Below are 25,115 nucleotides of genomic sequence, written 5' to 3'. Positions count from 1 at the left end.
AGTTATAATTGAAAAGGTCAAAATTTAAGTGAAATGAAAGAATAATATGTATCAAGGAATTATTAATGTCAAAAAAGAAGCAGGAATGACATCTCATGACGTTGTTTTTAAGCTTCGTCGTATTTTAAATGAAAAAAAGATTGGTCATGGTGGAACTTTAGACCCAGATGTAGTGGGGGTTCTCCCTATTGCTGTTGGTAAGGCAACTAGGGTCATTGAATTTATGACAGAAGCAGGTAAGGTCTATGAAGGGCAAGTAACCTTGGGCTACTCTACAACTACTGAAGATGCTAGTGGAGAAGTAGTGAAAAAAACGCCTGTAGCAACTACATTAACAGAAAAAGAAATTGATGAGTGTATAGCTAGCTTTCTAGGAGATATTGAACAGATTCCTCCTATGTTCTCTGCTATTAAGGTTAATGGAAAAAAGTTGTATGAGTATGCTAGACTTGGCCAAGAAGTAGAAAGACCTATTAGGCAGGTAAGAATTGCTGAATTTGTTAGGACTAGTCCACTTGAATTCAAGGAAGGCCTATGTCGATTTGATTTCAAGGTAGCCTGTAGCAAGGGCACCTATGTTCGCACATTAGCTGTTGATTTAGGGGGAAAACTCGGCTTAGCAAGTCATATGTCTGCCTTGAAGAGAACTGCTTCAGCAGGATTGACTATTGACCAGGCCTTTACTTTAAGTCAAATTAAAGACATGGTGGAAGATGGTGACCATTCCTTCTTATTGCCATTAGCTTTAGGCGTGTCTGATTTGCCTCAAGTAGAGATTAATCAAGATGACAAACGAGAGATTTCTTTTGGTCGCAAAATTAGTCTAGCTTGTCAAGACCCTCTGGTAGCTGTTTTTAATCAAGCAGAGCTGGTGGCTATTTTAGAAAAACGAGAAGACGGATATAAGCCTAAGAAAGTGCTAATATAAGTAATTGGAGCAATAAAACAATGGAAATAAAACACATTAATTCCTATAAGGAGATTAAGGAAGAAGAGCCCACCATATTAGTTTTAGGCTATTTTGATGGTCTTCATAAAGGACATAAGGCCTTATTTGATAAAGCAAAAGAGCTTGCTACTAAAGAATCCTTGAATATTACAAGTCTTACTTTTAACGAAACACCTCAATTGGCTTTTTCTAAATTTAGACCCGATTTATTATTGCACATAAGTTATCCCCAAAAGCGTTATGAAAAATTTGCTGAATATGGGGTTGACTCACTCTATCTTATTGATTTCACCTCCAATTTTTCTATGGTATCTTCAGATGATTTTATCAAAAATTATATCGGGGCACTAAAAGCTAAGTATATTGTTGTTGGCTTTGACTACAAGTTTGGTCATAATAGGACGGACTCGGATTATTTGCAGCGCAATTTTGATGGTAAGGTTTATACTATTGAAGAAAAAAACTATGAAGGTAAAAAAATTTCCTCGACCTGGATTAGAAATCTGATAAAAGAAGGTGAGGTAGCCAAGGTTAATAAGCTTTTAGGTTATGAGTTTTCCACAAGAGGAATGGTGGTACATGGTGATGCGCGTGGTAGAACTCTTGGCTTTCCCACTGCTAATTTGGCCCCCATTGATAGAACCTATCTACCAGCTGATGGAGTGTATGTAGCTGATGTTATTGTTAATGGAAAAAGGTATCGTTCCATGACAAGTATTGGTAAAAATGTTACTTTTGGAGGAACAGAGTTGAGACTAGAAGCTAATATTTTTAATTTTGAAAGTCAGATTTATGGTGAATCAATTGAAATTATTTGGCTTGATAAGATTAGAGACATGACAAAATTTGAAGGAATTGAAGGTTTGATAGAACAGTTAAACAAGGATAAAGAAAAGGCTATCCATTGGAAAGCAGAAAGATAAATTATTATTTTATCAGGCTTTAGTTCGAAAAAAGATAGCCAATTCTATTAAATTTTTGTATAATAAGGTAAGAAAAATGACAGAGGAAAAGTATGGTTACCTTATTTTTATCACCAAGTTGTACTAGTTGCCGAAAGGCGAGAGCATGGCTTGTAAAACACGAAGTGAATTTTCAAGAGCATAATATTATCACTAGTCCCCTTAATCGCGACGAGTTGTTGTCTATCTTGGCATTTACAGAAAATGGAACTGAAGATATTATCTCAACACGATCTAAAGTTTTTCAAAAATTAAATATTGATGTTGAGGAACTTTCTATTTCTGATCTAATTGACTTGATAGCTAAAAATCCCAGTCTTTTACGTCGTCCTATTATTATGGACACTAAAAGAATGCAGATTGGCTTTAATGAAGATGAAATTAGAGCATTCTTACCTAGAGATTATCGAAAGCAAGAGCTACGTCAAGCCACTATTAAAGCAGAAATTGAGGGATGATATGTCAGGTAATTACCATTATCCTCTTGACATAAATTGGAGCACTGACGAAATAGGATCAGTGCTTCATTTTTTGAATCAAGTTGAATTAGCCTATGAAAACAAGGTAGAAGCATCTAAATTATTAGATGCTTATCAAACATTTAAAAAGATTGTTCCGAGTAAATCACAAGAAAAACAAATTGATCGGGAATTTCAAAAGAGCAGTGGTTATTCAACCTATCAAGCAGTTAAGAAAGCAAAAGAAGTTGAGAAAGGATGTTTTTCACTTGGAAAATAAATTTTCGTTTGCTAAATCTCTTATAAAAGAAGTAGCCCACTTTATCAAAGAAAAAATGAATGATAGTTTAGACATTGAAGTTAAAAGCAACTATGATGATCTGGTCACAAATGTTGATCAAGAAGCTCAGGATTTTCTTATTAAAAGGATAAAAGATCATTTTCCAACAGATAATATATTAGCTGAGGAAAACAATGTAAGACATCCTATTGACAAGGGAGCTGTATGGGTCCTAGACCCCATTGACGGAACTGTTAATTTTATTGTTCAAGGAAATAACTTTGCTATTATGATAGCCTATTATGAGGACGGTTGTGGCCAATTTGGTCTTATTTATGATGTCATGAATGATCTTCTTCTTTCCGGAGGAGGTTCTTTTGACGTTTATCTTAACCACAAAAAATTAGGGAATTATACTAAAAAAGAACTCAACCGCTGTCTCATAGCTTGCAATGCTGGTATGTTTGCTAACAATGAATATGGAATTGCCAACTTAGTTAGTCAAACTTTAGGGATTAGGGTATATGGCGGAGCAGGTATTTCCATGATGAAAGTCTTTTCTCAAGAAATTTTAGCTTACTTTTCTTATATCCAACCTTGGGATTATGCTGCTGCTTTCATTATAGGTAAAAAGCTTGGCTACACTATCTTAACTATGGATGGTAAAGAACCCGATTTCACTAGCAGACAAAAAGTGATGTTAGTTCCGAAAGAAGAATTAGCTACTCTTAAACAGATTCTAGATATCAAGGAAATGTAATTCTTTTTGAACTTTAATCTAATAGTTAATAATCAGATTTTTGTTAGGGAATTAAGGTGAAAGTTCTTTTAAAGGATTGCCAGATATGTTACTATAATGATTGAGCTGAATTTTTCAGCTTCCTTTATTTTTAATGAATAGGAAATTTACTATGAATATAAGAAAGAAAATGTTTTTAATCAGCCTATTAGTAGTGTCCACTCTATTTTTAACAGCGTGTTCTAGCTGGATACAAAAGGGAGAATCAATAACTGCTGTTGGCTCAACTGCCTTACAACCTTTAGTTGAAGCTACTGCTGATGAATTTGGTAAAGAACATCTTGGAAAAACCATCAATGTACAAGGCGGGGGTTCTGGTACTGGCTTATCACAAGTACAGTCAGGTTCCGTTCAAATTGGTAACAGTGATTTATTCTCTGAGGAAAAAGATGGTATTAATGCTAAAAGCTTAGAAGATCATCAAGTAGCCGTAGCTGGTTTAGCAGTCATTACCAATCCTAAAGTTAAAGTTTCTAACTTAACAACAGATCAGCTCCGCCGTATCTTTTCTGGAGAATATACAAATTGGAAAGAAGTTGGTGGACAAGACCTAGAAATTTCTGTTATCAATAGAGCTGCAAGTTCTGGTTCCCGTGCTACATTTGATAAAGTTATTATGGGGGATACTAATCCTAAGAAAAGTCAAGAGCAAGATTCAAATGGAATGGTGAAATCAATTGTTTCTCAAACACCAGGAGCCATTTCTTACCTAGCATTTTCTTATGTAGATAAGTCTGTAAAATCTTTGAAACTAAATGGTTTCAAACCCAAACCAGCTAATGTTACTACTAATGATTGGCCGATTTGGTCTTATGAACACATGTATACTAAGGGAAAAGCTGATGGCTTAACAAAAGAATTTTTAGATTATATGACTTCAGAAGAAGTGCAAAAGAAAATCGTTTCGCATATGGGTTATATTCCGATTACTGACATGAAGGTTGTTAAATCTCATGATGGAAAAGTAAGTAAAAAATAGTGAGGGAATTATGAATAATCAGGAATTAGCTAAAAAATTAGTTTCACCTTCGAAAAATTCACGTTTAGAAAAATTTGGTAAGACCTTAACTTTTCTTTGTTTGGGACTAATTGTATTTATTGTTGCAATGATTTTATTATTTGTTGCACAAAAAGGCCTATCTACCTTTTTCATAAATAAGATTAATATTTTCGATTTCTTATTTGGAAAAGACTGGCAACCAAGTGTCAAAGGTGAAAATGGACTTCCAATGCTAGGTGCTCTACCTATGATTACAGGTTCATTTCTTGTCACTATTTTATCAGCTCTGATAGCAACACCTTTTGCCATAGGAGCAGCTGTTTTTATGACGGAAATCTCTCCTAAATACGGTGCTAAATTATTACAACCAGCTGTTGAGTTATTGGTTGGGATACCTTCTGTTGTTTATGGATTTATTGGTCTACAAATCATCGTACCTTTTGTCCGTTCGATTTTTGGTGGAACTGGTTTTGGTATTTTGTCAGGTGTTTGTGTCTTGTTTGTCATGATCTTACCAACAGTTACTTTTATGACAACTGATAGCTTAAAAGCTGTACCAAGGCATTACCGTGAAGCCAGTTTAGCTATGGGAGCTACCCGTTGGCAGACCATTTGGAGAGTTGTCTTAAATGCTGCTCGTCCTGGTATTTTTACAGCTATTATTTTTGGTATGGCCAGAGCATTCGGTGAAGCCTTAGCAATCCAAATGGTTGTTGGTAATTCAGCTATAATGCCAACATCCTTAACCACACCAGCAGCGACATTAACATCTGTTCTAACTATGGGAATTGGAAATACCGTTATGGGAACTGTTCAAAATAATGTACTTTGGTCTCTTGCCTTGGTATTATTATTAATGAGCTTAGCTTTCAATTCACTTGTTAAATTAATTACGAAAGAGAGAAAGAGAAACTATGAACGCTAAAAAAATAGATAAATTAGCAACTGGTACCTTATATGCCATTGCTGGGATTATTGTAGCTATTTTGGCTTCTTTAATTCTTTTTATTCTCCTTCGTGGTTTACCTCATATTAGTTGGCATTTTCTAACTGCAAATTCTTCTTCTTATGAAGCTGGTGGAGGTATTGGGATTCAACTTTATAATTCCTTCTTCTTATTGGTAATTACCTTATTAATTTCTATCCCACTATCTACAGGTGCAGGGATTTATCTTGCTGAATATGCCAAAAAAGGACCTTTAACTAATTTTATCAGGACTTGTATTGAAATTCTATCTTCCTTGCCATCTGTAGTTGTTGGTTTGTTTGGTTATTTAATTTTTGTTGTTCAATTTCAATATGGCTTTTCTATTATTTCAGGTGCACTTGCCTTAACAGTCTTTAATTTGCCTCAGATGACCCGTAATGTAGAAGATAGTCTTTTACATGTTCATCACACACAAAGAGAAGCAGGGCTTGCTTTAGGTCTTTCTAGATGGGAAACTGTTTTTCATGTGGTGGTTCCGGAAGCTTTGCCAAGTATTGTAACAGGTATTGTCTTGGCTTCAGGTCGTATCTTTGGAGAAGCGGCAGCCTTGATTTATACTGCTGGACAGTCAGCACCTGCTTTAGACTGGTCAAATTGGAATCCTCTAAGTGTCACAAGCCCAATTTCCATCTTCCGTCAATCAGAAACCCTAGCTGTTCATATTTGGAAAGTAAACAGTGAAGGAACTATTCCAGATGGAACTTTAGTTTCAGCTGGTAGTGCAGCCGTATTATTAATCTTTATCTTAATCTTTAACTTATCAGCTCGCTTTATTGGTAAAAAACTTCATTCTAAGTTAACAGCGGCTAAATAATACAATAGGAGATATTATGACAGAATATAATTGGAATGAACGCCATATTAAAACCTTTCCTAAAGAATCAATTGCCTTATCTACAAATGATTTGCATGTCTATTATGGTAACAAAGAAGCCATAAAAGGGATTGATATGCAGTTTGAAAAAAATAAAATAACAGCCTTGATTGGTCCGTCAGGCTGTGGTAAATCGACGTATTTGCGGAGCCTAAACCGTATGAATGATACTATTGATATCGCCAAAGTTACAGGTGAAATCATTTATCAAGGTATTGATATTAATCGTAAAGATATGAATGTTTATGAGATTCGTAAGCATATCGGAATGGTTTTTCAAAGGCCAAATCCTTTTGCTAAGTCTATTTACCGTAATATAACATTTGCCCATGAAAGAGCAGGAATTAAGGACAAGGCTGTACTTGATGAGATAGTTGAAACATCCTTGAAACAAGCTGCACTCTGGGAACAGGTAAAAGATGATTTACACAAATCAGCCTTTACCCTATCAGGTGGTCAACAACAAAGACTCTGTATTGCAAGGGCTATTTCAGTAAAACCAGATATTTTATTGATGGATGAACCTGCTTCAGCTTTAGACCCAATAGCTACAATGCAATTGGAAGAAACCATGTTTGAATTAAAGAAGAATTATACTATTATTATTGTAACGCACAACATGCAACAAGCTGCCCGTGCTAGTGATTATACAGCCTTCTTTTATTTAGGAGATTTAATCGAATATGATAAGACACGCAATATCTTCCAAAATGCTAAATGTCAATCTACCAATGACTATGTGTCAGGTCACTTTGGCTAGAAAGGGAAAATATGACAGAACCTATTTTACAAATTAAAGATCTTTCTGTTTACTATAATAAAAAGAAAACCCTAAAAAATGTTTCTATAGATTTATATCCCAATGAAATTACGGCTTTTATTGGCCCGTCAGGTTCTGGTAAGTCTACCTTATTACGTGCTATCAACCGGATGAGTGACTTAAATCCTGAAGTAACCGTAACCGGTTCAATTGTCTATAATGGTCACAATATCTATAGCCCACGCACTGATACCGTTGATTTAAGAAAAGAAATTGGTATGGTTTTCCAACAACCTAATCCTTTTCCAATGTCAATTTATGAAAATGTTGTTTATGGCCTTCGTTTAAAAGGAATTAAAGATAAGCACATCTTGGATCAAGCTGTTGAAAGTTCCTTAAAAGGTGCTTCTATCTGGGACGAAGTTAAAGATCGTCTTCATGATTCTGCTCTTGGTCTATCTGGAGGACAGCAACAGAGAGTTTGTGTTGCCAGAGTATTAGCTACAAGTCCTAAAATCATTTTATTAGATGAGCCTACCTCAGCCTTAGATCCTATTTCTGCCGGTAAGATTGAAGAAACACTATTTGGCTTGAAAAAAGATTACACCATGGTTGTGGTTACAAGATCTATGCAACAAGCATCAAGGTTGTCAGATAGGACAGGATTTTTCCTTGCAGGAGACTTGTTAGAATATGGCAATACCAAAACCATGTTTATGAATCCAAAATGTAAAGAAACAGAAGATTATATTTCAGGAAAATTTGGATAAAAGAAAACACTAAAGAGGAAAAAATATGTTAAGAACAAGATTCGAAGAAGAATTAGATAAATTGCATAATCAATTCTATTCAATGGGAACAGAAGTATTAGCGCAACTTAATAAAACTGTTCGTGCTTTTGTTAGCCATGATCGTGATCTAGCAAAAGAAGTCATTGAAGAAGATATTGTTGTCAATGAATTTGAAACAAAGCTAGAGAAAAAATCATTAGAAATTATTGCACTTCAACAACCCGTATCTAATGATTTACGTACTGTAATTACAGTTTTAAAAGCTTCAAGTGATATTGAAAGAATTGGTGACCATGCTGCCTCAATTGCTAAAGCAACTATTCGCATGAAAGGTGAAGAAAGAATTCCAATTGTAGAAGATCAAATTAACCTTATGGGTAAGGCTGTTAAATCAATGGTTGAAGATGCCTTAAATGCTTACATTAATGGAGATGATGCCAAGGCATATGAAATTGCTGCCCATGATGAAATTATTGATAACTATTTCAGAGACATTCAAGCCTTAGCTGTTGAAGCTATCAGGAAAAGTCCAGATGCTGTTTTTGCAGGAAAAGAATACTTCCAAGTGTTAATGTACTTGGAAAGAATTGGTGATTATGCTCGTAATATTTGCGAATGGATTGTCTACCTAAAAACCGGCAAAATTATTGAACTATAAAAAAATATGTTATAATAGTGGTTAAGAAAGTTTTTCTAATCACTATTTTTTATACATTAAGGAGATTTATGAAAACAGTAGAACATCTCATTGAGAAATTTGTTCCAGAAAATTATAATATCTTTTTAGATATTAATCGTAAAGATAAGACATTCACAGGTAATGTTGCAATAAATGGTGAAGCACTTGATCACTTAGTCTCATTTCATCAAAAAGACCTACTTATTCATTCTATTTTATTAGATAATGAAGACGTTATTTTCCACATAGATAATGAAAATGAAGCTATCAACGTTGAACTTCCTGTAACTGGTTTAATGACTCTTGTGATTGAGTTCTCCGGAAAAATTACTGATAATATGACTGGTATTTATCCTTCATATTACACATTAGATGGTATTAATAAGGAAGTGATTTCAACACAGTTTGAGAGTCATTTTGCTCGCGAAGCTTTCCCATGTATTGATGAGCCACAAGCAAAGGCAACCTTTGATTTAAGCATTAAATTTGATCAGGAAGAAGGCGAAATTGTTCTTTCAAATATGCCAGAAATAAATGTAGACTTACGTAAAGAAACTGGCTTATGGATCTTTGATACAACACCTCGGATGTCTTCTTACCTTTTAGCTTTTGCTTTAGGAGAATTACACGGAATTACTGAAAAAACCAAAAATGGTACTGAAGTTGGTGTTTTTGCGACTAAGGCACATCCAAGTTCTTCATTAGAATTTTCACTAGATGTTGCTGTTAGAGTCATTGAATTTTATGAAGATTATTTTGGTGTTAACTATCCTATTCCCCATTCTTATAATGTTGCCCTACCAGATTTTTCATCTGGAGCTATGGAAAACTGGGGTCTCATTACCTACCGCGAAATTTACTTATTAGTAGATGAAAATTCAACTGTAACTAGCAGACAACAGGTAGCTTTAGTTGTTGCCCATGAGATTGCCCACCAATGGTTTGGTAATCTGGTAACCATGAAGTGGTGGGATGATTTATGGTTAAATGAAAGCTTTGCTAATATGATGGAATACGTATCAGTAGATGCTATTGAGCCATCATGGAAAATTTTTGAAGAGTTCCAAACAAGTGGACTTCCTTTAGCCCTTCAAAGAGATGCTACTGATGGTGTCCAATCTGTTCATGTGGCCGTAAACCATCCTGATGAAATTAACACCCTCTTTGATCCAGCAATTGTATATGCCAAAGGTAGCCGTTTAATGCACATGTTGAGACGCTGGATAGGTGATAAGGATTTTGCTAAAGGCTTAGCCATTTACTTTGAAAAGCATCAGTACAGTAATACAATTGGTCGTGACTTATGGAATGCTCTAGCAGAAGCATCTCAAAAGGATGTTGCCGGATTTATGGATGCTTGGCTTGAACAACCTGGTTATCCTGTTTTAAACGTAGAAGTTAAAGATAATAATCTAATCATCAGTCAAGAACAATTCTTCATAGGTGAGCATAGTGATAAAGATAGAATTTGGCCAATCCCATTAAATAGTACTTGGTCTGGTCTTCCTGATACCTTGACTGAAAGAAATATCACCATTCCAAACTTTAGTCAGCTTATGTCGGAAAATCAAGCTCCATTACGTTTTAATACTGAAAATACAGCTCATTACATTACTAATTATCAAGGTCAACTTTTTGAAAATTTGGTAGATAAGATTAATCATTTAGATCAGACAAGTATCCTACAATTGATACAAGAAAGACGCCTATTAGCAGAAGCAGGAATAATTTCTTACGCTGAACTTATTGACTTAATAGCCAAGTTAAGAGCTAAGAAGTCTTACATGGTAGCGTCAGCTATTAACCAAGTGCTTGCAGGACTATCACGTTTTGTAGATGAAAATACTGAAGAAGAAAAAGCTTACAACTCTCTAGTCTCTGCTATCTTCCAAGATGACTTTGAAAAATTAGGATTTGAAAAAGCAGAAGGCGAAGTTGATGAAGATGAAATGGTTCGTCAAATTGCTCTTAGCCAATTAATCAACTCTGGTAACAAACAAGCCGTTGAAAAAGCTAAGTCTATCTTTGAACAGTATGCAAATAAAATTTCTGATATTCCAGCTGGAATTCGCCGATTTGTCTTGATTAATCAGATAAAATACTTTGAAAATGAACAAGTGGTTGATAGCTTATTTGACACATACATCAATACAAGCAACAATAATTTACGTGTCGATATAGCTCTAGCCTTGTCTAGAACTCATAGCCAGAATACCTTAAGAAGAATTTTAATCAGTCTAGAAGATAAGACAATTATTAAGCCCCAAGATTTAGCTAGTTGGTATAATTTCTTACTATCACAAGCCTATACTCAAGAAAGCGTATGGACTTGGGCACGTGAGGATTGGGAATGGGTTAAGTCTACTCTAGGTGGAGATATGAGTTTTGATCGCTTTGTTATCTATCCAGCTAATCACTTTAAAGCACAAGAACGCTTAGATGACTATAAAGCTTTCTTTGAACCTAAACTAGATGATATGGCAATTAGCCGTAACATTAAAATGGGTATTAATGAAATCACAGCTCGTGTCAAACTGATTGAAAAAGATAAAGAAGACGTTAAAAGTGCTCTACAAGCCTATTAAAAAAGAGAAACAGTGTGATTGCTTCTTATGACTTATCAAAAAGTTAAGTAGAAGCGGTTCATATCTGTTTCTTTTTTAGGGATATTTTAGTAATTCTTAAGCTTTTTATGATATGATTCTCTATAGAGATTAGACGAGTTTTAAGAAAGAGAATAAGGATGTCTAAATTATTCTAGAAGAGGAATAGAATTCTATGATAAAAATTTTACTGGTAGAAGATGATTTAAGTTTATCCAATTCAATTTTTGATTTTTTGGATGATTTTGCAGATGTTATCCAAGTTTTTGATGGCGATGAAGGATTATATGAGGCCGAAAGTGGTGTCTATGATTTAATTCTTTTGGATTTGATGTTACCTGAAAAAAATGGTTTCCAGGTTCTAAAAGAACTAAGGGAAAAAGATATTAAAACCCCTGTTTTAATTATGACAGCAAAAGAAGCCTTAGATGATAAAGGACATGGCTTTGAATTGGGAGCTGATGACTATCTAACTAAACCCTTCTACTTAGAAGAATTAAAAATGCGCATACAGGCTCTCTTAAAGCGAACTGGAAAGTTTAATGTAAACCACCTTGTCTACGGTAATATCAGTGTAGATATGGATAGAAATATGGTCCTAGTAGAAGATAAAGAAATAGAACTTTTAGGTAAAGAGTATGAGTTATTGGTCTATCTTCTGCAAAATCAGAATGTTATCTTACCCAAATCACAAATTTTTGATCGTATCTGGGGATTTGATAGCGACACAACCATTTCTGTGGTTGAAGTTTATGTTTCAAAAATTAGAAAAAAATTGAAAGGAACTGATTTTGTAACCAACCTTCAAACCCTAAGAAGTGTGGGTTACATTCTCAAAGCAAATGACTAAAGTAAAAAGCTTTTTAAATTCAGATGTTTTTAACCATTTTTTTCATTTTTTTGCTGTCTTTACAAGTATCTTTATTATAATGACTTTTATTATTTTGCAGATAATGAAGTTTGGTATTTATTATTCTGTTGATAGTAGTTTAATAGCTGTTGCAAGTGATTCATCAGTTTATGCTAATAAAACAATGGAGCGGATATCTTCTTTCTATTTTGATAGCCAAAATAATTTTTTTAAAAATAGTAGTAACAGTAAATTTAAAGATGTTCAAACACCAGTAGCTAATACAGACATTATCTTATTTAGTGCAAATGGAACTGTCTTAAATACCTTTGATGCCCTATCTAATTTTCAAAATTTTAAACTTAATAAAAAAGAACTTAATCAGATTGTCACTCGTAAGTTAATTAATTACTATGGATATGAAGAGAAGTTCCATACCATTACAGTTAAAGTGCATTCTAACAGTTATCCCGCAGTTGCCTATCTGATGGCTGTTGTCAATGTGGAACAGTCTGAGAAAACTAATGAACGTATTGAAAAAATTATTATTATCATTATGACCATATTTTGGCTTATTTCTATTATTGCCAGCATTTATCTAGCCAATTGGAGTAGAAAGCCAATTCTTGAAAGTTATGAAAAACAAAAGATGTTTGTTGAAAATGCCAGCCATGAATTAAGAACTCCCTTATCTGTCTTGCAAAATAGGCTTGAGACTCTCTTTAGAAAGCCTGACGAAAGTATTTTAGATAATAGCAAAGCTATTGCTTCAAGTTTAGAAGAAGTTAGAAATATGAGGATTCTTACTACTAATTTACTTAACCTAGCCAGACGTGATGATGGGATTAACCCTGAAATAGTTACTATTGACGCTAGTTTTTTTGATGATATCTTTGAAAACTATCAAATTATTTCAAAAGAGTATGGCAAAGAATTACAAACTGAAAACCAGGTGACAAGAAATGTCAATATGGACAAGTCCCTGCTTAAGCAAGTAATGACCATACTTTTCGATAATGCTATAAAATATACTGGAGTTGATGGAAAGGTCTTTATTAGAGTTAAAACTAGTGAGAAAAACCTTATTATTACAGTGGCTGATAATGGTCCAGGTATTAAAGATAGTGATAAAAAGAAAGTCTTTGATAGATTCTACCGAGTTGATAAGGCTAGAACAAGAAGTAGAGGTGGCTTTGGATTAGGACTAGCTCTTGCTCAGCAAATAGTACTTGCTCTTAAAGGTAGTATTGTCGTTAAAGATAATAAGCTACAAGGTACCATATTTGAAGTTAGGTTATAAGCCTATCAAGAACGATACATATTAATCAAGCATTATAAAAAAAGGATTTTACGCTATCATTATAGAATAAAATCCTTTTTTATTTGTGATTATTTCCTTAAATCAACATAGCTTAATAAAGAGTCTGGCGGTAAAAGAAAAAACTCCAGCAGGAGTTTTCATTGGATATTTATTAGCCAAGTTTTGCAGCAAGACGTGCTTTATCGCGACTTGCTTTATTAGTGTGAATCAAACCTTTTGATGCAGCTCTGTCAATGCTTGAAGAAGCAAGACGGTAAAGCTCTTCAGTAGGGTTTGCTTCAAAGTTTTTGATAGCAGTACGCATAGCTGATTTTTGTGCTGAATTTTTTTCGTTTGCTTTAACGTTAAGTTCAGCACGCTTGATAGCTGATTTAATATTTGCCAATGTTTTCACCTCCGTATTAATCTAACTACACTATTATATAGAAATAATAAGGGTTTGGCAAGTCTTTATCATTTTTTAACAAAAATTTCATCGATTTTATGGTTTTGTGATTTATGAAGAATAACTTCAGCACGGTTTCTGGTAGGTTCGATAAAGCGTTCAAGGTTTTCTAAATTAATTGTCTTCCAAACTTCTCTTGCAAAAGTAATAGCATCTTGCCTTGGCATTTCGGCATATTTTGCATAATAGTTTGTTTGGTCATTTTTAGTTAAATCCAAAAGACTTTGGAAACGTTCTATATACCAGGACTCAATATGTTTTCTATCAGCATCAATATAGATTGAAAAATCATAATAATCACTCATATACAATCTGTTATTTTGTTGGTTCTGAAAAACATTAATCCCCTCAACAATTAGGAAATCTGGGCTTTCAATCTTTTGCATACGATTGGGGACAATATCATAAATTTTATGGGAATAAACAGGTATGGATGTGCTGATTCCATTTTTCATAGCGTCTAAGAAATCTATCAAGAGCTCCATATTGTAAGACTCAGGGAATCCCTTTTTTTGAAGAATGTTTTTCTCAGTTAAATAAGCATTCGGATATAAAAAACCATCTGTAGTAACCATTTCGACCTTGCTGGATTTAAAGGTTCTAGAAAGAAGTAATTGTAAAAGCCTACTGGTCGTTGATTTACCTACAGCAACTGACCCAGCTATCCCGATGATAAAGGGCCTTTTGTGAGCATTTTTTTTAAGGAAGAGACTTTTAGAAAAAGATAAATTTTCCTGATTAATTTTATAGATTTGAATAAGATTAAGTAGGGGCAGATAGACTTCTGTGACATCAACGATATCGATATTATCGTTTAGACTTGTAATAGTTTCTAATTCTTCTTTTGTTAAAAGGGGTCTTGTCTTTTGGTGTAATAATTTCCAAGACTCTCGTGACATTTTTAAAAAGTTAATTAATTCGTTAGACATATTATCTCCTCCGGGCTCACAATGTTTTTATTATAGCATTTCATAAAAAAAATAGAAAAATTTTTTTATAAAAATAGAAAAAATGGAACTTAATATGTAAGTGCTATCATATATCAAACTATCTGATAGTTTTCCAAAATTTCTAAACTTTATTGTTCGCTTATAACGAACCTTATCCTATAAACGTTTATAAATCAAGCGTCTTGTAAACCATTTCAAAGTATGATAGAATGAAAAAGCATCGAAAATAGATAGGAAAAGCAATGACGAAAATGTATTATGATGAAAATCCGGACAGTGTTCACGATATTCATGAATTAAAAGTAACTTTACTGAATACCAACTTTACTTTTTACACAGATTCAGGAGTTTTTTCAAAAAAAAATATAGATTTTGGTAGTCAAGTTTTACTCAGAAACTTGCATTTTAAAAAAGATGAAACTTTATTAGATCTTGGCTGTGGCTATGGTCCTCTCGGGATAAGTTTAGCAAAGGGCCAAGGTGTCAAAGCCACCCTAGTCGATATTAATAATCGAGCTCTTGATCTAGCTCGTAAAAATGCTGAAAAAAATAAAGTAGACCTGACAATTTTTCAATCTAATGTTTATGAACAAGTTAGTGGGAATTTTGATCACATTATTAGTAATCCCCCCATCCGAGCTGGCAAAAAAGTTGTTCATGAAATTATTGAAAAAAGTATTGATTTTTTAAATAAAGATGGTGATTTAACTATCGTTATTCAAAAAAAACAAGGAGCTCCAAGTGCTAAGAAAAAGATGGCCTTAGTTTTTGGAAATGTTACTGTAATTGCTAAAGAAAAGGGTTATTGTATTTTAAGAAGTATTAAAGAGTAAAAGACTCCTTTACCAGTGACCTATTAAGCTATCCAAGGTCTCTAATCGCTAATAATAAATTAAAAAATCTAGATACAGAACTTGAAAAAAATGATAGAATAAAGGAAGAACAAAGAGGCTTCCTAAGCTTATTGAACTGCATCTCAGAGAAAGAATATTTTTGCAGACCTCTCTCTTTGAAGAAAACAGAGATAAAAGTCTTTACTATTTCCTAGCACCTGGTCACATTAAACGAAAAAGTTCTACTTATCTACATAAAGCTAAAATTTTGTATGAGGAAATGAAAAATGATAGATGTTGATTTAATAACTTTAGCTAAAGAAGCTAGCAAGCATGCTTATGTTCCTTATTCCCATTTTCCTATTGGAGCTGCCTTAAAAACTAAAGAGGGGCAGATTTTTACGGGCTGTAATGTTGAAAATGCTAGTTTTGGTCTGTCAAATTGTGGTGAGAGAACTGCGATATTTAAAGCTGTTTCTGAAGGATTTCAAGACTTATCAGAAATTGCTATATATGGTCAAACTAAGGAACCCGTCTCTCCTTGTGGAGCTTGTAGACAAGTTATGTCTGAGTTTTTTCCAGTTAGTGCAAAGGTACATCTAATTGCTAAAGATGGTAGTAGTCGGACAACTACAGTAGGTGAATTATTGCCTTATTCTTTTACAGATTTACTATAAATCTGTCTCAAATGTGTTATTCAGCCATAAGGCTTAATATTATTTTCAGCAAGTCATTGCTAGAAACTTTTTAGGAGGGTTCATTTTCATGAACAAGAAAATTATCGGTCTTGGTTTAACTTCAGTTGCTTTATTAAGCTTAGCTGCATGTGGAAACCGTGGTGCTTCAAAAGCTGGTAGCAAAGATGCTAAAACAGATTTGAAGGCTGCTATTGTAACAGATACTGGTGGTGTTGATGATAAATCATTTAACCAATCAGCTTGGGAAGGCTTACAAGCTTGGGGTAAAGAAATGGGTCTCAAAAAAGGTTCAGGATTCGATTACTTCCAATCTACTAGTGAATCTGAATATGCAACAAATCTTGACACAGCTGTTTCAAGTGGCTACAAAGTTATTTATGGCATTGGTTTTGCCCTCAAAGATGCTATTAACAAAGCTGCTGGTGATAACTCAGATGTTAAATATGTTATTGTCGATGAAGTTATTAAAGGCAAAGAAAATGTTGCAAGTGTAACCTTTGCAGACAATGAAGCTGCTTATTTAGCAGGTATTGCAGCTGCTAAAACAACAAAAACTAAAATTGTAGGATTTGTTGGTGGTATGGAAGGCACTGTTATCACACGTTTTGAAAAAGGCTTTGAAGCTGGTGTTAAATCAGTAGATAGCAGTATTCAAGTTAAAGTTGACTATGCTGGTTCATTTGGTGATGCTGCTAAAGGTAAAACAATAGCTGCTGCTCAATATGCTGGTGGTGCTGATATTATTTATCAAGCTGCTGGTGGAACAGGTGCAGGTGTCTTTAACGAAGCTAAAGCTGTTAATGAAAAAAGAAATGAAGCTGATAAAGTTTGGGTTATTGGGGTAGACCGTGACCAAAAAGATGAAGGTAAATACACATCTAAAGATAATAAAGCGGCTAACTTTGTACTTGCTTCATCAATCAAAAAAGTTGGTAAATCAGTCCAGTTAACTAATAAGCATATTGCAGACGGTAAGTTCCCAGGTGGAAAATTAACTGTCTATGGCTTAAAAGATGGTGGTGTTGATATTGTAACAACACAACTTTCAGATTCTGCTATTTCATCAATAAAAGAAGCAAAAGAAAAAATTATTTCTGGTGATATCAAAGTTCCAGAAAAATAATAGGTGTGACAGAGAGCGACCTTAGTCGGTCGCTTTTTTAACCTAAGATAACTTTTATCTCAGTAAAGTTTGTATCCTACGACAAGCTTTACTAAAGTAAAAGTGATAATTGAAAGGAAGAAAAATTTTATGACTCAACATGTCATTGAAATGAAAGAGATTACAAAAAAATTTGGTGATTTTGTCGCAAATGATCATATTAATTTGTCAGTCAGAAAAGGAGAGATTCATGCTCTCCTAGGTGAAAATGGCGCAGGTAAATCAACATTAATGAATATGCTAGCTGGTTTATTAGAACCAACCGAAGGAGACATTTTCATTAATGGCCAATCTGTTCTTATTGACTCGCCTTCTAAGTCTTCAAAGCTTGGCATTGGCATGGTCCACCAACATTTTATGTTAGTAGAAGCCTTTACTGTTGCTGAAAATATTATCTTAGGAAATGAAACTGTCAAAAAAGGAAAACTAGATTTAAAAGAAGCTAGTCGGGAAATAAAGGAACTATCAACTCGATATGGTCTTTCAGTTGATCCTACTGCTAAAGTAGCAGATATTTCAGTTGGAGCTCAGCAAAGGGTTGAAATTTTAAAAACTCTTTATCGCGGAGCAGATATCCTCATTTTTGATGAACCTACAGCAGTTTTAACCCCTTCTGAAATAAAAGAACTTATGATTATTATGAAAAACCTAGTTAAAGAAGGAAAATCTATTGTTTTAATTACTCATAAATTAGATGAAATCAGAGCAGTAGCAGACCGTGTTACGGTTATCAGACGTGGAAAAAGTATTGAGACAGTTAATGTTGCCGGTGTAAGTTCTAAGGAACTAGCAAAAATGATGGTGGGACGTTCTGTTTCGTTTACTACTAATAAACAAGCTGCTCTTCCAAAAGAAGTTGTTTTATCTATTCACGATTTACACGTTGATGAAAACCGTGGTGTTCCTGCAGTTAAAGGGTTGTCCTTAGATGTTAGAGTAGGTGAAATTGTCGGTATTGCTGGGATTGATGGGAATGGTCAAAGTGAGTTAATCCAGGCTATTACAGGACTCAGAAAAATTAAATCAGGTCAAATAAAAATAAAAGGACAAGATATTACCCATTTTTCATCTCGTAAAATTACAGAATTATCAGTCGGACATGTACCAGAAGATCGCCATAGAGATGGTTTAATTTTAGATTTTTCTTTGGCTGAAAATATTGCCCTGCAAACCTATTATAAAGAACCACTTAGTAAAAATGGTATATTAAACTACAGTAAAATCAATGACTATGCTCGAAAATTGATGGCAGAATTTGATGTCCGTGGTGCTAGTGAATTAGTCCCAGTTAAGGGCTTTTCAGGGGGGAATCAACAAAAGGCTATTATTGCACGTGAGATTGACCGTAACCCAGATTTGCTTATTGTTAGCCAACCAACACGTGGTTTAGATGTTGGTGCAATTGAGTATATTCACAGACGTTTGATTGAAGAACGAGATAAAAACAAAGCCGTTCTGGTAGTAAGTTTTGAACTTGATGAAATTTTAAATTTATCAGATAGAATCGCTGTTATCCATGATGGAAAAATACAAGGTATTGTAAAACCAGAAGATACTAACAAACAAGAATTAGGTATCCTTATGGCTGGTGGTTCAATTGATAAGGAGGAAGAAGATGTCTAAACGGACTCAAAAAATTGCAGTTCCAGTTATCTCTGTCTTGTTGGGATTTGTTCTGGGTGCTCTTATAATGTTTATCTTTGGCTATGATCCTATCTGGGGTTATGAGGGACTTTTTCAAACTGCCTTTGGTGGTCTTAAAAATATCGGAGAAATCTTCCGTGCAATGGGTCCACTTATCCTTATTGCCTTAGGTTTTACTGTTGCTAGTCGTGCCGGATTCTTTAATATAGGTCTATCAGGACAAGCTTTAGCAGGATGGATTTCTTCAACTTGGTTTGCTTTAACCCATCCAGATATGTCTAGACCCTTACTTATTTTATTAACCATCTTAATTGGTATGTTGGCTGGTGGAATTGTAGGTGCCATCCCTGGTATTCTAAGAGCTTATCTTGGTACCAGTGAAGTCATTGTCACCATTATGATGAACTATATTATTCTATATATAGGAAATACTATTATCCAAAAAGGCTTTGCTAAGAACCTTAAACAAAGTATCGACTCCTCTATTCAAGTTAGTGATAATGCGAGCTACCAGACGCATTGGCTCTCAGCCTTAACCAATAATTCACGTATTAATATAGGAATCTTCTTTGCTATTATTGCTATTGTGGTGATTTGGTTCCTACTTAATAAAACAACTCTAGGTTTTGAGATTCGTTCAGTAGGTTTAAATCCTCATGCAAGTGAATATGCAGGTATGTCAGCTAAGAGAACTATTATTCTTTCAATGATTATATCTGGTGCCTTAGCAGGTTTAGGAGGAGTAGTAGAAGGTCTTGGAACATTTGAAAATGTCTTTGTCCAGTCTAGTTCTTTGGCTATCGGTTTTGATGGTATGGCAGTTAGTCTTTTAGCTGCTAATTCCCCAATAGGTATTTTCTTCTCAGCCTTCTTATTTGGAGTCTTAAATATTGGTGCTCCAGGAATGAATATTGCTGGGATTCCACCAGAATTGGTTAAAGTAGTTACCGCATCAATCATCTTCTTTGTGGGTGCTCATTATTTAATTGAACGTTATATGATCCGTTCTAAAAAAACTGTGAAAGGCGGAAAATAAGATGAATATTGTTACAATCCTTTCATTATTGATGTCCTCAATGTTGATTTATGCGACTCCTCTTATTTTTACAAGTATTGGTGGAACTTTCTCCGAAAGAGCTGGTGTTGTTAACGTTGGTTTAGAAGGAATAATGGTTATAGGAGCATTTTCAGGTATTGTTTTTAATTTGGAATTTGTTGACCTATTTGGAGCTGCAACGCCATGGCTTGCCGTCTTGGTCGGAGGAGTTATTAGGCTTATTTTCTCTTTAATTCATGCAGTTGCAACTATTAATTTTAGAGCAGACCATATTGTTAGTGGTACTGTGTTAAACCTGATGGCACCCTCCTTAGCCGTTTTCTTAGTAAAAGTCATTTACGGAAAAGGTCAAACGGATAATATTCAAGCCTCTTTTGGTAAATTTGACTTCCCAATCCTATCTGATATTCCTGTTATCGGAACTATCTTATTTAAGAACACAACTCTAATTGGTTACGTAGCTGTTGCCTTTTCTTTCCTAGCTTGGTTTGTACTTTACAAAACACGTTTTGGCTTAAGATTACGCTCTGTTGGAGAACATCCTCAAGCTGCTGATACCTTAGGTATCAACGTTTACCTAATGAAGTATTATGGTGTTATGATTTCTGGATTTTTAGGTGGAATGGGAGGAGCAATCTATGCTCAGTCTATCTCCGTTAATTTTGCTGTAACAACCATCCTAGGTCCTGGATTTATTTCTCTTGCTGCTATGATATTTGGTAAGTGGAATCCAGTGGGAGCCATGCTTTCTAGTTTGTTCTTTGGATTATCTCAAAGCTTAGCAGTTATTGGAAGCCAGCTACCTTTATTAGCAAACATTCCAACTGTTTATCTCCAAATAGCACCTTACCTTCTTACAATTATTATCCTTGCAGCCTTCTTTGGACAAGCAGTTGCTCCTAAAGCTGATGGGGTTAATTACATTAAATCGAAATAAAAGCAGACTTGTAACGTTTAAAGTGATTGAAGAAAAAGTTCTAACTAAGCTCTTTTCTTCAATCTTTTTTCTTTTTAACATCTGTTTAAAGAAATAGTTTACTGATAACTGAAAAATCGATAAGTAAAAAGCTGACTACTAAATCGTAATCAGCTTTTAATGTTAAGTGTGACTTACAAAAGTATTGATTTCATTTTCAATATGTTTTAATTTTTCATTAGCTTGGTCTAAGCTATCTCCGACAGTTGCAATATAAAATTTTATTTTAGGTTCAGTACCAGATGGTCTAACTGCAAACCAAGAACTATCTTCTAAAGTATATTTCAAAACATTACTTGGAGGTGTTGATAGCTTTTTAATTCCTGTCTTACTAGTAGATCTTTGTTCAAGAAAGTCTTCTGTAAGCTTAATGTCAGTTTTGTTAAATTTTTGAAGCTGACTCTCTCGGAATTTAGACATAATTTTCTTAATTTCTGCTGCACCATCTACACCAGACAAGGTCAGAGAAATTGTTTTTTCAGCAAAATAGCCATATTCTTTATAAATTTCCTCTATGGCATCAGCTAAGGTTAGACCACGTGAACGATAATAAGCTGCAATTTCAGCTACAATAAGTACTGCCTGGATAGCATCCTTATCTCGTACAAAAGGCTTGATTAAGTAACCAAAGCTTTCTTCAAAACCAAACATATAGCTGTAATTATTTGTGTCTGCAAATTCCTGAATTTTTTCGGCAATAAACTTAAAACCTGTTAGGACATTGAACATTTTTGCCCCATAGCTTTCAGCAATTTTAGTGACTAATTCTGTTGAAACAATAGATTTAGCCAAAGCAGCATTATCTGGCAATGTTCCTGCTTGTTTATGGGCTTCTAAGATATATTTTGCAATGAGGGCACCAATTTGGTTCCCAGAAAGATTCCAGTAGCTACCGTCTGCTTGTCTAATTTCAACTCCCAAACGATCAGCATCTGGATCAGTAGCAATCAAGACATCAGCACCTACTTGACTTCCTAATTCTTCAGCTAGGGCAAAGGCGTCTTGACTTTCAGGATTAGGAGACTTAACAGTGGAAAAATCAGGATCAGCAATTGCTTGGGCTTCAACGACTTCTACAGCTGCAAAACCTGCTTGAGCCAAAGCTCGTCTGGTTAGCATCTCACCAGTACCATGAAGAGGAGTATAGACAATCTTCATATCACGGCCAAATTCTGTGATAAGCTTTTGATTAATATTCACCTTTTTAACTTCTTTTAAATAAGCAAGGTCAACCTCTTCACCGATAACTTCTATAAGCCCAGATTTTTTAGACTTTTCTAAATCAGCTAATTGAATGCTAAAGGGATCTTCAATTGAACGAATAAGGTTTGTTAACGCATCAGCATCCTGAGGAGGCATCTGTCCTCCATCTTCCCCATAAACCTTGTAACCATTAAAGGGAGCAGGATTATGGCTAGCTGTTACCATAATTCCTGCAATGGCATTGAGGTGTCTTACTGCAAAAGATAATTCTGGAGTTGGACGTAAACTTTCAAAGACATAAGATTTAATACCATGTTCAGCCAAGACTTGAGCAGATTCAAAGGCAAACTCTGGAGAGAAGTGCCTAGAGTCATAGGCTATAGCAACCCCTCTTTTTTTGGCTTGATCGCCTTTTGAATCGATTAATTTAGCCAGTCCTTCAGTTGCTTGCCGAACAACATAACTATTAATACGGTTGGTACCTGCACCAATATAACCTCGCATGCCAGCAGTCCCGAATTCTAAATTCGTATAAAAAGCATCTTCCTTCGTTTTTTCATCCATAGTTTGGAGTTCTTCACGAAGATAATCAGGAAGATTAGTAACTTGTAACCATCTCTGATAATTTTTATTATAAGTCATTGAATATCTCCTTAATATTTTTAAACGCTTTCATTATAACACTTTAAAAAGAAAAAAGCACGATTTTTTTGCAGGAGTTTGCAAGCCTTTTCATGAATAGTTCCAAAAAAAGAAGCCTAATAAATTCAGGCTCCTCTAATATTATTTAGTATTCAATTTAGAAAGAGTAGGTACTAAAGCTGTAACAATAACAGCTGAGATGAGCATTTCAACCAGGGCATTAGTAGAGATAATTCCTGTTAGAAAAACCTTAACATTTCTCCCAAAAACAGAAGAAAAGAAGATAAAAATTCCCCCTAAAACAAATACAGTATTTGTAAGAGAGCCCAGTATCCCAGAAATCATGAGTCCAAACTTATTGGATAAGAGTTTGTAAGAATAATAGGGTAAGATACCAATTAAAATTCTAGGAACCATTGCTATAATAAAAGAATAAATGTTCCCATTTGTTACAAATGGTGAAAAGAGATAACTGGTTGGCAATAAAATAATAGTATTTGTAACGACACTAATAATCCCCATTACACCTCCTAAGATGGCACCCAATCTTGGCCCATATAATATAGAGGCCACAATAACTGGAATGTGGATTAGGGTTGGTTTAATAGGAACAGGCCATAAATTAAAAACTAGGGAACTAATGAAGTGAATAAGTAGCATAATGGCAATAAATATGGATAGTCTTGCAACATCAGATGATTTATGACGGTTCATAGAAAGTCGTGCTCCTTGAAGTTTCTATTATATAATAGAAATGTAATAATTTTTAGTTTAAATGTTCAATGATAGCTTCCACTATCGTTTCTACATTTGCTAAAGCTCCTTTACCTTGGTCACCACATGCTAATAGAGATGACTTGGGAGGAATCTCCTTGTAGCCTGCTTGTGATAAGCGAGCTAAATTTTCCTGAGTAATAGGATTGAGATACATTTTAGTATTCATTGCAGGGGCAATTAATTTTGGTGTTGTTTCAGGCAAAGCTAAGGCAACACTAGTTACGATATTCTCAGCAAAGCCATAGGAAAGATGAGCAATAGTATTAGCAGAAGCGGGTGCCACTATAAATAAATCACTGGTTTTAGCTAGTTCAATATGGTTGACTTTAGATACAATATCTTCTTTCATAAGGTCTAAATGAACTGTATTTTTCGATAACACTTGTAAGGTTAAAGGGGTGATAAAGGCCTGAGCAGCTTGTGTCATTAAAATGGTGACGGAATAACCTAATTTACTTAATTGACTGGTCAAATCCGCAGCCTTATAGGCTGAGATACTACCAGTTACAGCTAGGGTAATGCGTTTAGTCATTTTCTGTTACCTTCTCATATATCGTTTTTGCTATTTCCTCCTTGGTTTTAAGAGGAATACTGTCCTTAGCACTTACCAAGAGTGCTTGATGGTTTGATTCATTAATCTGACTTAAATCATTAGCCAAAATATAGTCAGCCTTATTTTGATGAAGGCTTGCACGAGCTACTTTAATTAATTCTTCCTTGGAGACATTCACGAGAAGTTTAAAGCCAATTAGTTTTATCTGAGGATTCCATTCCTTAATGTAAGAAATAACCTTAGATGTTTTCTTCAAAAAAAGAACCTGATAGTCAGACTGAGACGAAATCTTTTGTTCTCCATTGTGGCTGGTTAAAAACTTGTCAAGGTTTTCTGCCTGAGCAACCTCCTCCAAGTCTGTCATATAAACAGGCGTGTAGTCGGAGACAGCCATACTATGGATAAGAAACTCATGATGAGGGACTTGCTCTTGCAAGATACCCATCAAGTCCTTAACTGTTATGATTTCAATAATGGTCAGTCGGTCTGTCGCCGCTGGTTTAACAGCTGATTTAGTCGTTACTAAGGTCACTTCATGCTGGTGTTTCAAAAATTCTTCGGCCATTAGTTTGCCAAGTTGACCAGTTGAATGATTGGTTATGCCTCTGACGGCATCAATTGGTTCGGTTGTGCCACCTGATGTAATTAATAATTTCATAGCCATATTTTAACAGAAAAACAAGTAATAGTAAATGAAAGTTCCTTTTACAAAAAAAGCACTTGGTTACTATCTTTAGACAGTCTGTCTTGTAATTTGTCGTTTACTCTTGAAAACTCATAAAAATAAGATAAAAACAATGAAAGAGATTTAGTATAGTGGCGAAAATATGGTTTTTACGTTAAAATAGGGGAAGCGATTGC

Annotated in this window: 26 protein-coding genes; 20 read left to right on the top strand and 6 right to left on the bottom strand. The window is 34.6% G+C overall.

The features are described 5' to 3' along the window. Positions 1-46: 46 nt before the first annotated feature. The 14 genes from truB (at position 47) to A3GU_RS0102705 (ending at position 13,293) form a co-directional block, all read left to right on the top strand. Positions 47-928 carry a tRNA pseudouridine(55) synthase TruB gene (gene truB, locus A3GU_RS0102770; RefSeq protein ID WP_018366020.1) on the top strand — a complete coding sequence of 294 codons (882 nt, stop codon included), beginning with the start codon at positions 47-49 and terminating at the stop codon, positions 926-928. A gap of 20 nt (positions 929-948) precedes the next feature. Then, positions 949-1,872 (top strand): bifunctional riboflavin kinase/FAD synthetase, encoded by a 924-nt coding sequence (locus A3GU_RS0102765; RefSeq protein ID WP_018366019.1) that lies wholly within the window; start codon positions 949-951, stop codon positions 1,870-1,872. 92 nt (positions 1,873-1,964) lie between these two features. Continuing rightward, positions 1,965-2,369, top strand: a complete 405-nt coding sequence (locus A3GU_RS0102760; RefSeq protein ID WP_018366018.1) for a Spx/MgsR family RNA polymerase-binding regulatory protein — start codon at positions 1,965-1,967, stop codon at positions 2,367-2,369. Position 2,370: 1 nt separating this feature from the next. Continuing rightward, positions 2,371-2,649 (top strand): UPF0223 family protein, encoded by a 279-nt coding sequence (locus tag A3GU_RS0102755; RefSeq protein ID WP_018366017.1) that lies wholly within the window; start codon positions 2,371-2,373, stop codon positions 2,647-2,649. Further along, positions 2,639-3,409 carry an inositol monophosphatase family protein gene (locus A3GU_RS0102750; RefSeq protein ID WP_018366016.1) on the top strand — a complete coding sequence of 257 codons (771 nt, stop codon included), beginning with the start codon at positions 2,639-2,641 and terminating at the stop codon, positions 3,407-3,409. The genes A3GU_RS0102755 and A3GU_RS0102750 overlap by 11 nt, the downstream gene beginning before the upstream one ends. A 151-nt stretch (positions 3,410-3,560) precedes the next feature. Beyond that, positions 3,561-4,427: a phosphate ABC transporter substrate-binding protein PstS family protein gene (locus tag A3GU_RS0102745; RefSeq protein ID WP_018366015.1), complete on the top strand. Its 867-nt coding sequence runs from the start codon at positions 3,561-3,563 to the stop codon at positions 4,425-4,427. A 10-nt stretch (positions 4,428-4,437) separates the two neighbouring features. Continuing rightward, positions 4,438-5,373 carry a phosphate ABC transporter permease subunit PstC gene (pstC, locus tag A3GU_RS0102740; protein ID WP_018366014.1) on the top strand — a complete coding sequence of 312 codons (936 nt, stop codon included), beginning with the start codon at positions 4,438-4,440 and terminating at the stop codon, positions 5,371-5,373. After that, positions 5,363-6,250 (top strand): phosphate ABC transporter permease PstA, encoded by an 888-nt coding sequence (pstA, locus tag A3GU_RS0102735; RefSeq protein ID WP_018366013.1) that lies wholly within the window; start codon positions 5,363-5,365, stop codon positions 6,248-6,250. The genes pstC and pstA overlap by 11 nt, the downstream gene beginning before the upstream one ends. Positions 6,251-6,266: 16 nt before the next feature. Then, positions 6,267-7,070, top strand: coding sequence for a phosphate ABC transporter ATP-binding protein PstB (gene pstB, locus A3GU_RS0102730; protein WP_018366012.1), 804 nt, complete (start codon positions 6,267-6,269; stop codon positions 7,068-7,070). 11 nt (positions 7,071-7,081) lie between these two features. Continuing rightward, on the top strand, positions 7,082-7,840 hold the full coding sequence (pstB, locus tag A3GU_RS0102725) for a phosphate ABC transporter ATP-binding protein PstB (RefSeq protein WP_018366011.1): 759 nt from the start codon (positions 7,082-7,084) through the stop codon (positions 7,838-7,840). 25 nt (positions 7,841-7,865) lie between these two features. Then, positions 7,866-8,519 carry a phosphate signaling complex protein PhoU gene (gene phoU / locus A3GU_RS0102720; RefSeq protein ID WP_018366010.1) on the top strand — a complete coding sequence of 218 codons (654 nt, stop codon included), beginning with the start codon at positions 7,866-7,868 and terminating at the stop codon, positions 8,517-8,519. 68 nt (positions 8,520-8,587) lie between these two features. Continuing rightward, the gene (locus A3GU_RS0102715) at positions 8,588-11,125 is read left to right on the top strand and encodes a M1 family metallopeptidase (RefSeq protein ID WP_018366009.1); all 2,538 of its coding nucleotides are present in this window, start codon (positions 8,588-8,590) and stop codon (positions 11,123-11,125) included. Positions 11,126-11,318: 193 nt separating this feature from the next. After that, the gene (locus A3GU_RS0102710; protein WP_018366008.1) at positions 11,319-11,993 is read left to right on the top strand and encodes a response regulator transcription factor; all 675 of its coding nucleotides are present in this window, start codon (positions 11,319-11,321) and stop codon (positions 11,991-11,993) included. Continuing rightward, a complete protein-coding gene (locus A3GU_RS0102705) occupies positions 11,986-13,293 on the top strand; it encodes a sensor histidine kinase (RefSeq protein WP_018366007.1) in 1,308 nt (435 codons plus the stop codon). Before A3GU_RS0102710 ends, A3GU_RS0102705 begins: the two co-directional genes overlap by 8 nt. Positions 13,294-13,465: 172 nt before the next feature. Here the strand turns inward: A3GU_RS0102705 and rpsT are convergent, their stop codons facing one another. Both rpsT and coaA read right to left on the bottom strand, forming a co-directional pair. Beyond that, positions 13,466-13,699: a 30S ribosomal protein S20 gene (rpsT, locus tag A3GU_RS0102700; protein WP_018366006.1), complete on the bottom strand. Its 234-nt coding sequence runs from the start codon at positions 13,697-13,699 to the stop codon at positions 13,466-13,468. Positions 13,700-13,767: 68 nt separating this feature from the next. Continuing rightward, on the bottom strand, positions 13,768-14,688 hold the full coding sequence (gene coaA, locus A3GU_RS0102695) for a type I pantothenate kinase (protein WP_018366005.1): 921 nt from the start codon (positions 14,686-14,688) through the stop codon (positions 13,768-13,770). 263 nt (positions 14,689-14,951) lie between these two features. On the opposite strand from coaA, the gene A3GU_RS0102690 reads away from it, so the two are divergent. The 6 genes from A3GU_RS0102690 (at position 14,952) to A3GU_RS0102660 (ending at position 21,040) form a co-directional block, all read left to right on the top strand. Then, the gene (locus tag A3GU_RS0102690) at positions 14,952-15,542 is read left to right on the top strand and encodes a class I SAM-dependent methyltransferase (RefSeq protein WP_018366004.1); all 591 of its coding nucleotides are present in this window, start codon (positions 14,952-14,954) and stop codon (positions 15,540-15,542) included. Between the two features lie 287 nt (positions 15,543-15,829). Continuing rightward, positions 15,830-16,219, top strand: a complete 390-nt coding sequence (locus A3GU_RS0102680) for a cytidine deaminase (RefSeq protein WP_018366002.1) — start codon at positions 15,830-15,832, stop codon at positions 16,217-16,219. A gap of 88 nt (positions 16,220-16,307) precedes the next feature. Then, positions 16,308-17,363 (top strand): BMP family lipoprotein, encoded by a 1,056-nt coding sequence (locus tag A3GU_RS0102675; protein WP_018366001.1) that lies wholly within the window; start codon positions 16,308-16,310, stop codon positions 17,361-17,363. Between the two features lie 129 nt (positions 17,364-17,492). Continuing rightward, on the top strand, positions 17,493-19,025 hold the full coding sequence (locus A3GU_RS0102670; RefSeq protein ID WP_018366000.1) for an ABC transporter ATP-binding protein: 1,533 nt from the start codon (positions 17,493-17,495) through the stop codon (positions 19,023-19,025). After that, on the top strand, positions 19,018-20,082 hold the full coding sequence (locus A3GU_RS0102665) for an ABC transporter permease (protein WP_018365999.1): 1,065 nt from the start codon (positions 19,018-19,020) through the stop codon (positions 20,080-20,082). The genes A3GU_RS0102670 and A3GU_RS0102665 overlap by 8 nt, the downstream gene beginning before the upstream one ends. 1 nt (position 20,083) lies before the next feature. Next, positions 20,084-21,040, top strand: a complete 957-nt coding sequence (locus tag A3GU_RS0102660; RefSeq protein ID WP_018365998.1) for an ABC transporter permease — start codon at positions 20,084-20,086, stop codon at positions 21,038-21,040. Between the two features lie 162 nt (positions 21,041-21,202). On the opposite strand, the gene A3GU_RS0102655 is transcribed toward A3GU_RS0102660, so the two are convergent. The 4 genes from A3GU_RS0102655 to A3GU_RS0102640 all read right to left on the bottom strand — a co-directional run bounded on the left by A3GU_RS0102655 (position 21,203) and on the right by A3GU_RS0102640 (position 24,912). Continuing rightward, positions 21,203-22,924, bottom strand: coding sequence for a phospho-sugar mutase (locus A3GU_RS0102655; protein WP_018365997.1), 1,722 nt, complete (start codon positions 22,922-22,924; stop codon positions 21,203-21,205). 141 nt (positions 22,925-23,065) lie between these two features. Then, positions 23,066-23,638 carry an ECF transporter S component gene (locus A3GU_RS0102650; protein WP_018365996.1) on the bottom strand — a complete coding sequence of 191 codons (573 nt, stop codon included), beginning with the start codon at positions 23,636-23,638 and terminating at the stop codon, positions 23,066-23,068. A gap of 52 nt (positions 23,639-23,690) precedes the next feature. Continuing rightward, positions 23,691-24,233: a phosphopantothenoylcysteine decarboxylase gene (coaC, locus tag A3GU_RS0102645; protein WP_018365995.1), complete on the bottom strand. Its 543-nt coding sequence runs from the start codon at positions 24,231-24,233 to the stop codon at positions 23,691-23,693. Then, positions 24,226-24,912 carry a phosphopantothenate--cysteine ligase gene (locus A3GU_RS0102640; RefSeq protein ID WP_281167212.1) on the bottom strand — a complete coding sequence of 229 codons (687 nt, stop codon included), beginning with the start codon at positions 24,910-24,912 and terminating at the stop codon, positions 24,226-24,228. The genes coaC and A3GU_RS0102640 overlap by 8 nt, the downstream gene beginning before the upstream one ends. Between the last annotated feature and the right edge of the window lie 203 nt (positions 24,913-25,115).

This window comes from Streptococcus didelphis DSM 15616 (assembly GCF_000380005.1).
Lineage (GTDB): Bacteria > Bacillota > Bacilli > Lactobacillales > Streptococcaceae > Streptococcus > Streptococcus didelphis.
The sequence above is the reverse complement of the archived record's forward strand: the minus strand, read 5'-3'. Positions and strand labels throughout refer to the sequence as shown.

What these genes read in the sequence shown, in the direction of transcription:
- A3GU_RS0102760 (WP_018366018.1), top strand. Translation starts at nt 1,965, where the DNA reads ATGGTTACCTTATTTTTATCACCAAGTTGTACTAGTTGCCGAAAGGCG.
- coaC (WP_018365995.1), bottom strand. Translation starts at nt 24,233, where the DNA reads ATGACTAAACGCATTACCCTAGCTGTAACTGGTAGTATCTCAGCCTAT.
- A3GU_RS0102755 (WP_018366017.1), top strand. Translation starts at nt 2,371, where the DNA reads ATGTCAGGTAATTACCATTATCCTCTTGACATAAATTGGAGCACTGAC.
- A3GU_RS0102715 (WP_018366009.1), top strand. Translation starts at nt 8,588, where the DNA reads ATGAAAACAGTAGAACATCTCATTGAGAAATTTGTTCCAGAAAATTAT.
- A3GU_RS0102675 (WP_018366001.1), top strand. Translation starts at nt 16,308, where the DNA reads ATGAACAAGAAAATTATCGGTCTTGGTTTAACTTCAGTTGCTTTATTA.
- pstB (WP_018366012.1), top strand. Translation starts at nt 6,267, where the DNA reads ATGACAGAATATAATTGGAATGAACGCCATATTAAAACCTTTCCTAAA.
- A3GU_RS0102745 (WP_018366015.1), top strand. Translation starts at nt 3,561, where the DNA reads ATGAATATAAGAAAGAAAATGTTTTTAATCAGCCTATTAGTAGTGTCC.
- A3GU_RS0102765 (WP_018366019.1), top strand. Translation starts at nt 949, where the DNA reads ATGGAAATAAAACACATTAATTCCTATAAGGAGATTAAGGAAGAAGAG.
- A3GU_RS0102670 (WP_018366000.1), top strand. Translation starts at nt 17,493, where the DNA reads ATGACTCAACATGTCATTGAAATGAAAGAGATTACAAAAAAATTTGGT.
- A3GU_RS0102650 (WP_018365996.1), bottom strand. Translation starts at nt 23,638, where the DNA reads ATGAACCGTCATAAATCATCTGATGTTGCAAGACTATCCATATTTATT.
- phoU (WP_018366010.1), top strand. Translation starts at nt 7,866, where the DNA reads ATGTTAAGAACAAGATTCGAAGAAGAATTAGATAAATTGCATAATCAA.
- A3GU_RS0102665 (WP_018365999.1), top strand. Translation starts at nt 19,018, where the DNA reads ATGTCTAAACGGACTCAAAAAATTGCAGTTCCAGTTATCTCTGTCTTG.
- truB (WP_018366020.1), top strand. Translation starts at nt 47, where the DNA reads ATGTATCAAGGAATTATTAATGTCAAAAAAGAAGCAGGAATGACATCT.
- A3GU_RS0102655 (WP_018365997.1), bottom strand. Translation starts at nt 22,924, where the DNA reads ATGACTTATAATAAAAATTATCAGAGATGGTTACAAGTTACTAATCTT.
- pstC (WP_018366014.1), top strand. Translation starts at nt 4,438, where the DNA reads ATGAATAATCAGGAATTAGCTAAAAAATTAGTTTCACCTTCGAAAAAT.
- pstA (WP_018366013.1), top strand. Translation starts at nt 5,363, where the DNA reads ATGAACGCTAAAAAAATAGATAAATTAGCAACTGGTACCTTATATGCC.
- A3GU_RS0102705 (WP_018366007.1), top strand. Translation starts at nt 11,986, where the DNA reads ATGACTAAAGTAAAAAGCTTTTTAAATTCAGATGTTTTTAACCATTTT.
- A3GU_RS0102660 (WP_018365998.1), top strand. Translation starts at nt 20,084, where the DNA reads ATGAATATTGTTACAATCCTTTCATTATTGATGTCCTCAATGTTGATT.
- coaA (WP_018366005.1), bottom strand. Translation starts at nt 14,688, where the DNA reads ATGTCTAACGAATTAATTAACTTTTTAAAAATGTCACGAGAGTCTTGG.
- A3GU_RS0102680 (WP_018366002.1), top strand. Translation starts at nt 15,830, where the DNA reads ATGATAGATGTTGATTTAATAACTTTAGCTAAAGAAGCTAGCAAGCAT.
- pstB (WP_018366011.1), top strand. Translation starts at nt 7,082, where the DNA reads ATGACAGAACCTATTTTACAAATTAAAGATCTTTCTGTTTACTATAAT.
- A3GU_RS0102710 (WP_018366008.1), top strand. Translation starts at nt 11,319, where the DNA reads ATGATAAAAATTTTACTGGTAGAAGATGATTTAAGTTTATCCAATTCA.
- A3GU_RS0102690 (WP_018366004.1), top strand. Translation starts at nt 14,952, where the DNA reads ATGACGAAAATGTATTATGATGAAAATCCGGACAGTGTTCACGATATT.
- A3GU_RS0102640 (WP_281167212.1), bottom strand. Translation starts at nt 24,912, where the DNA reads ATGAAATTATTAATTACATCAGGTGGCACAACCGAACCAATTGATGCC.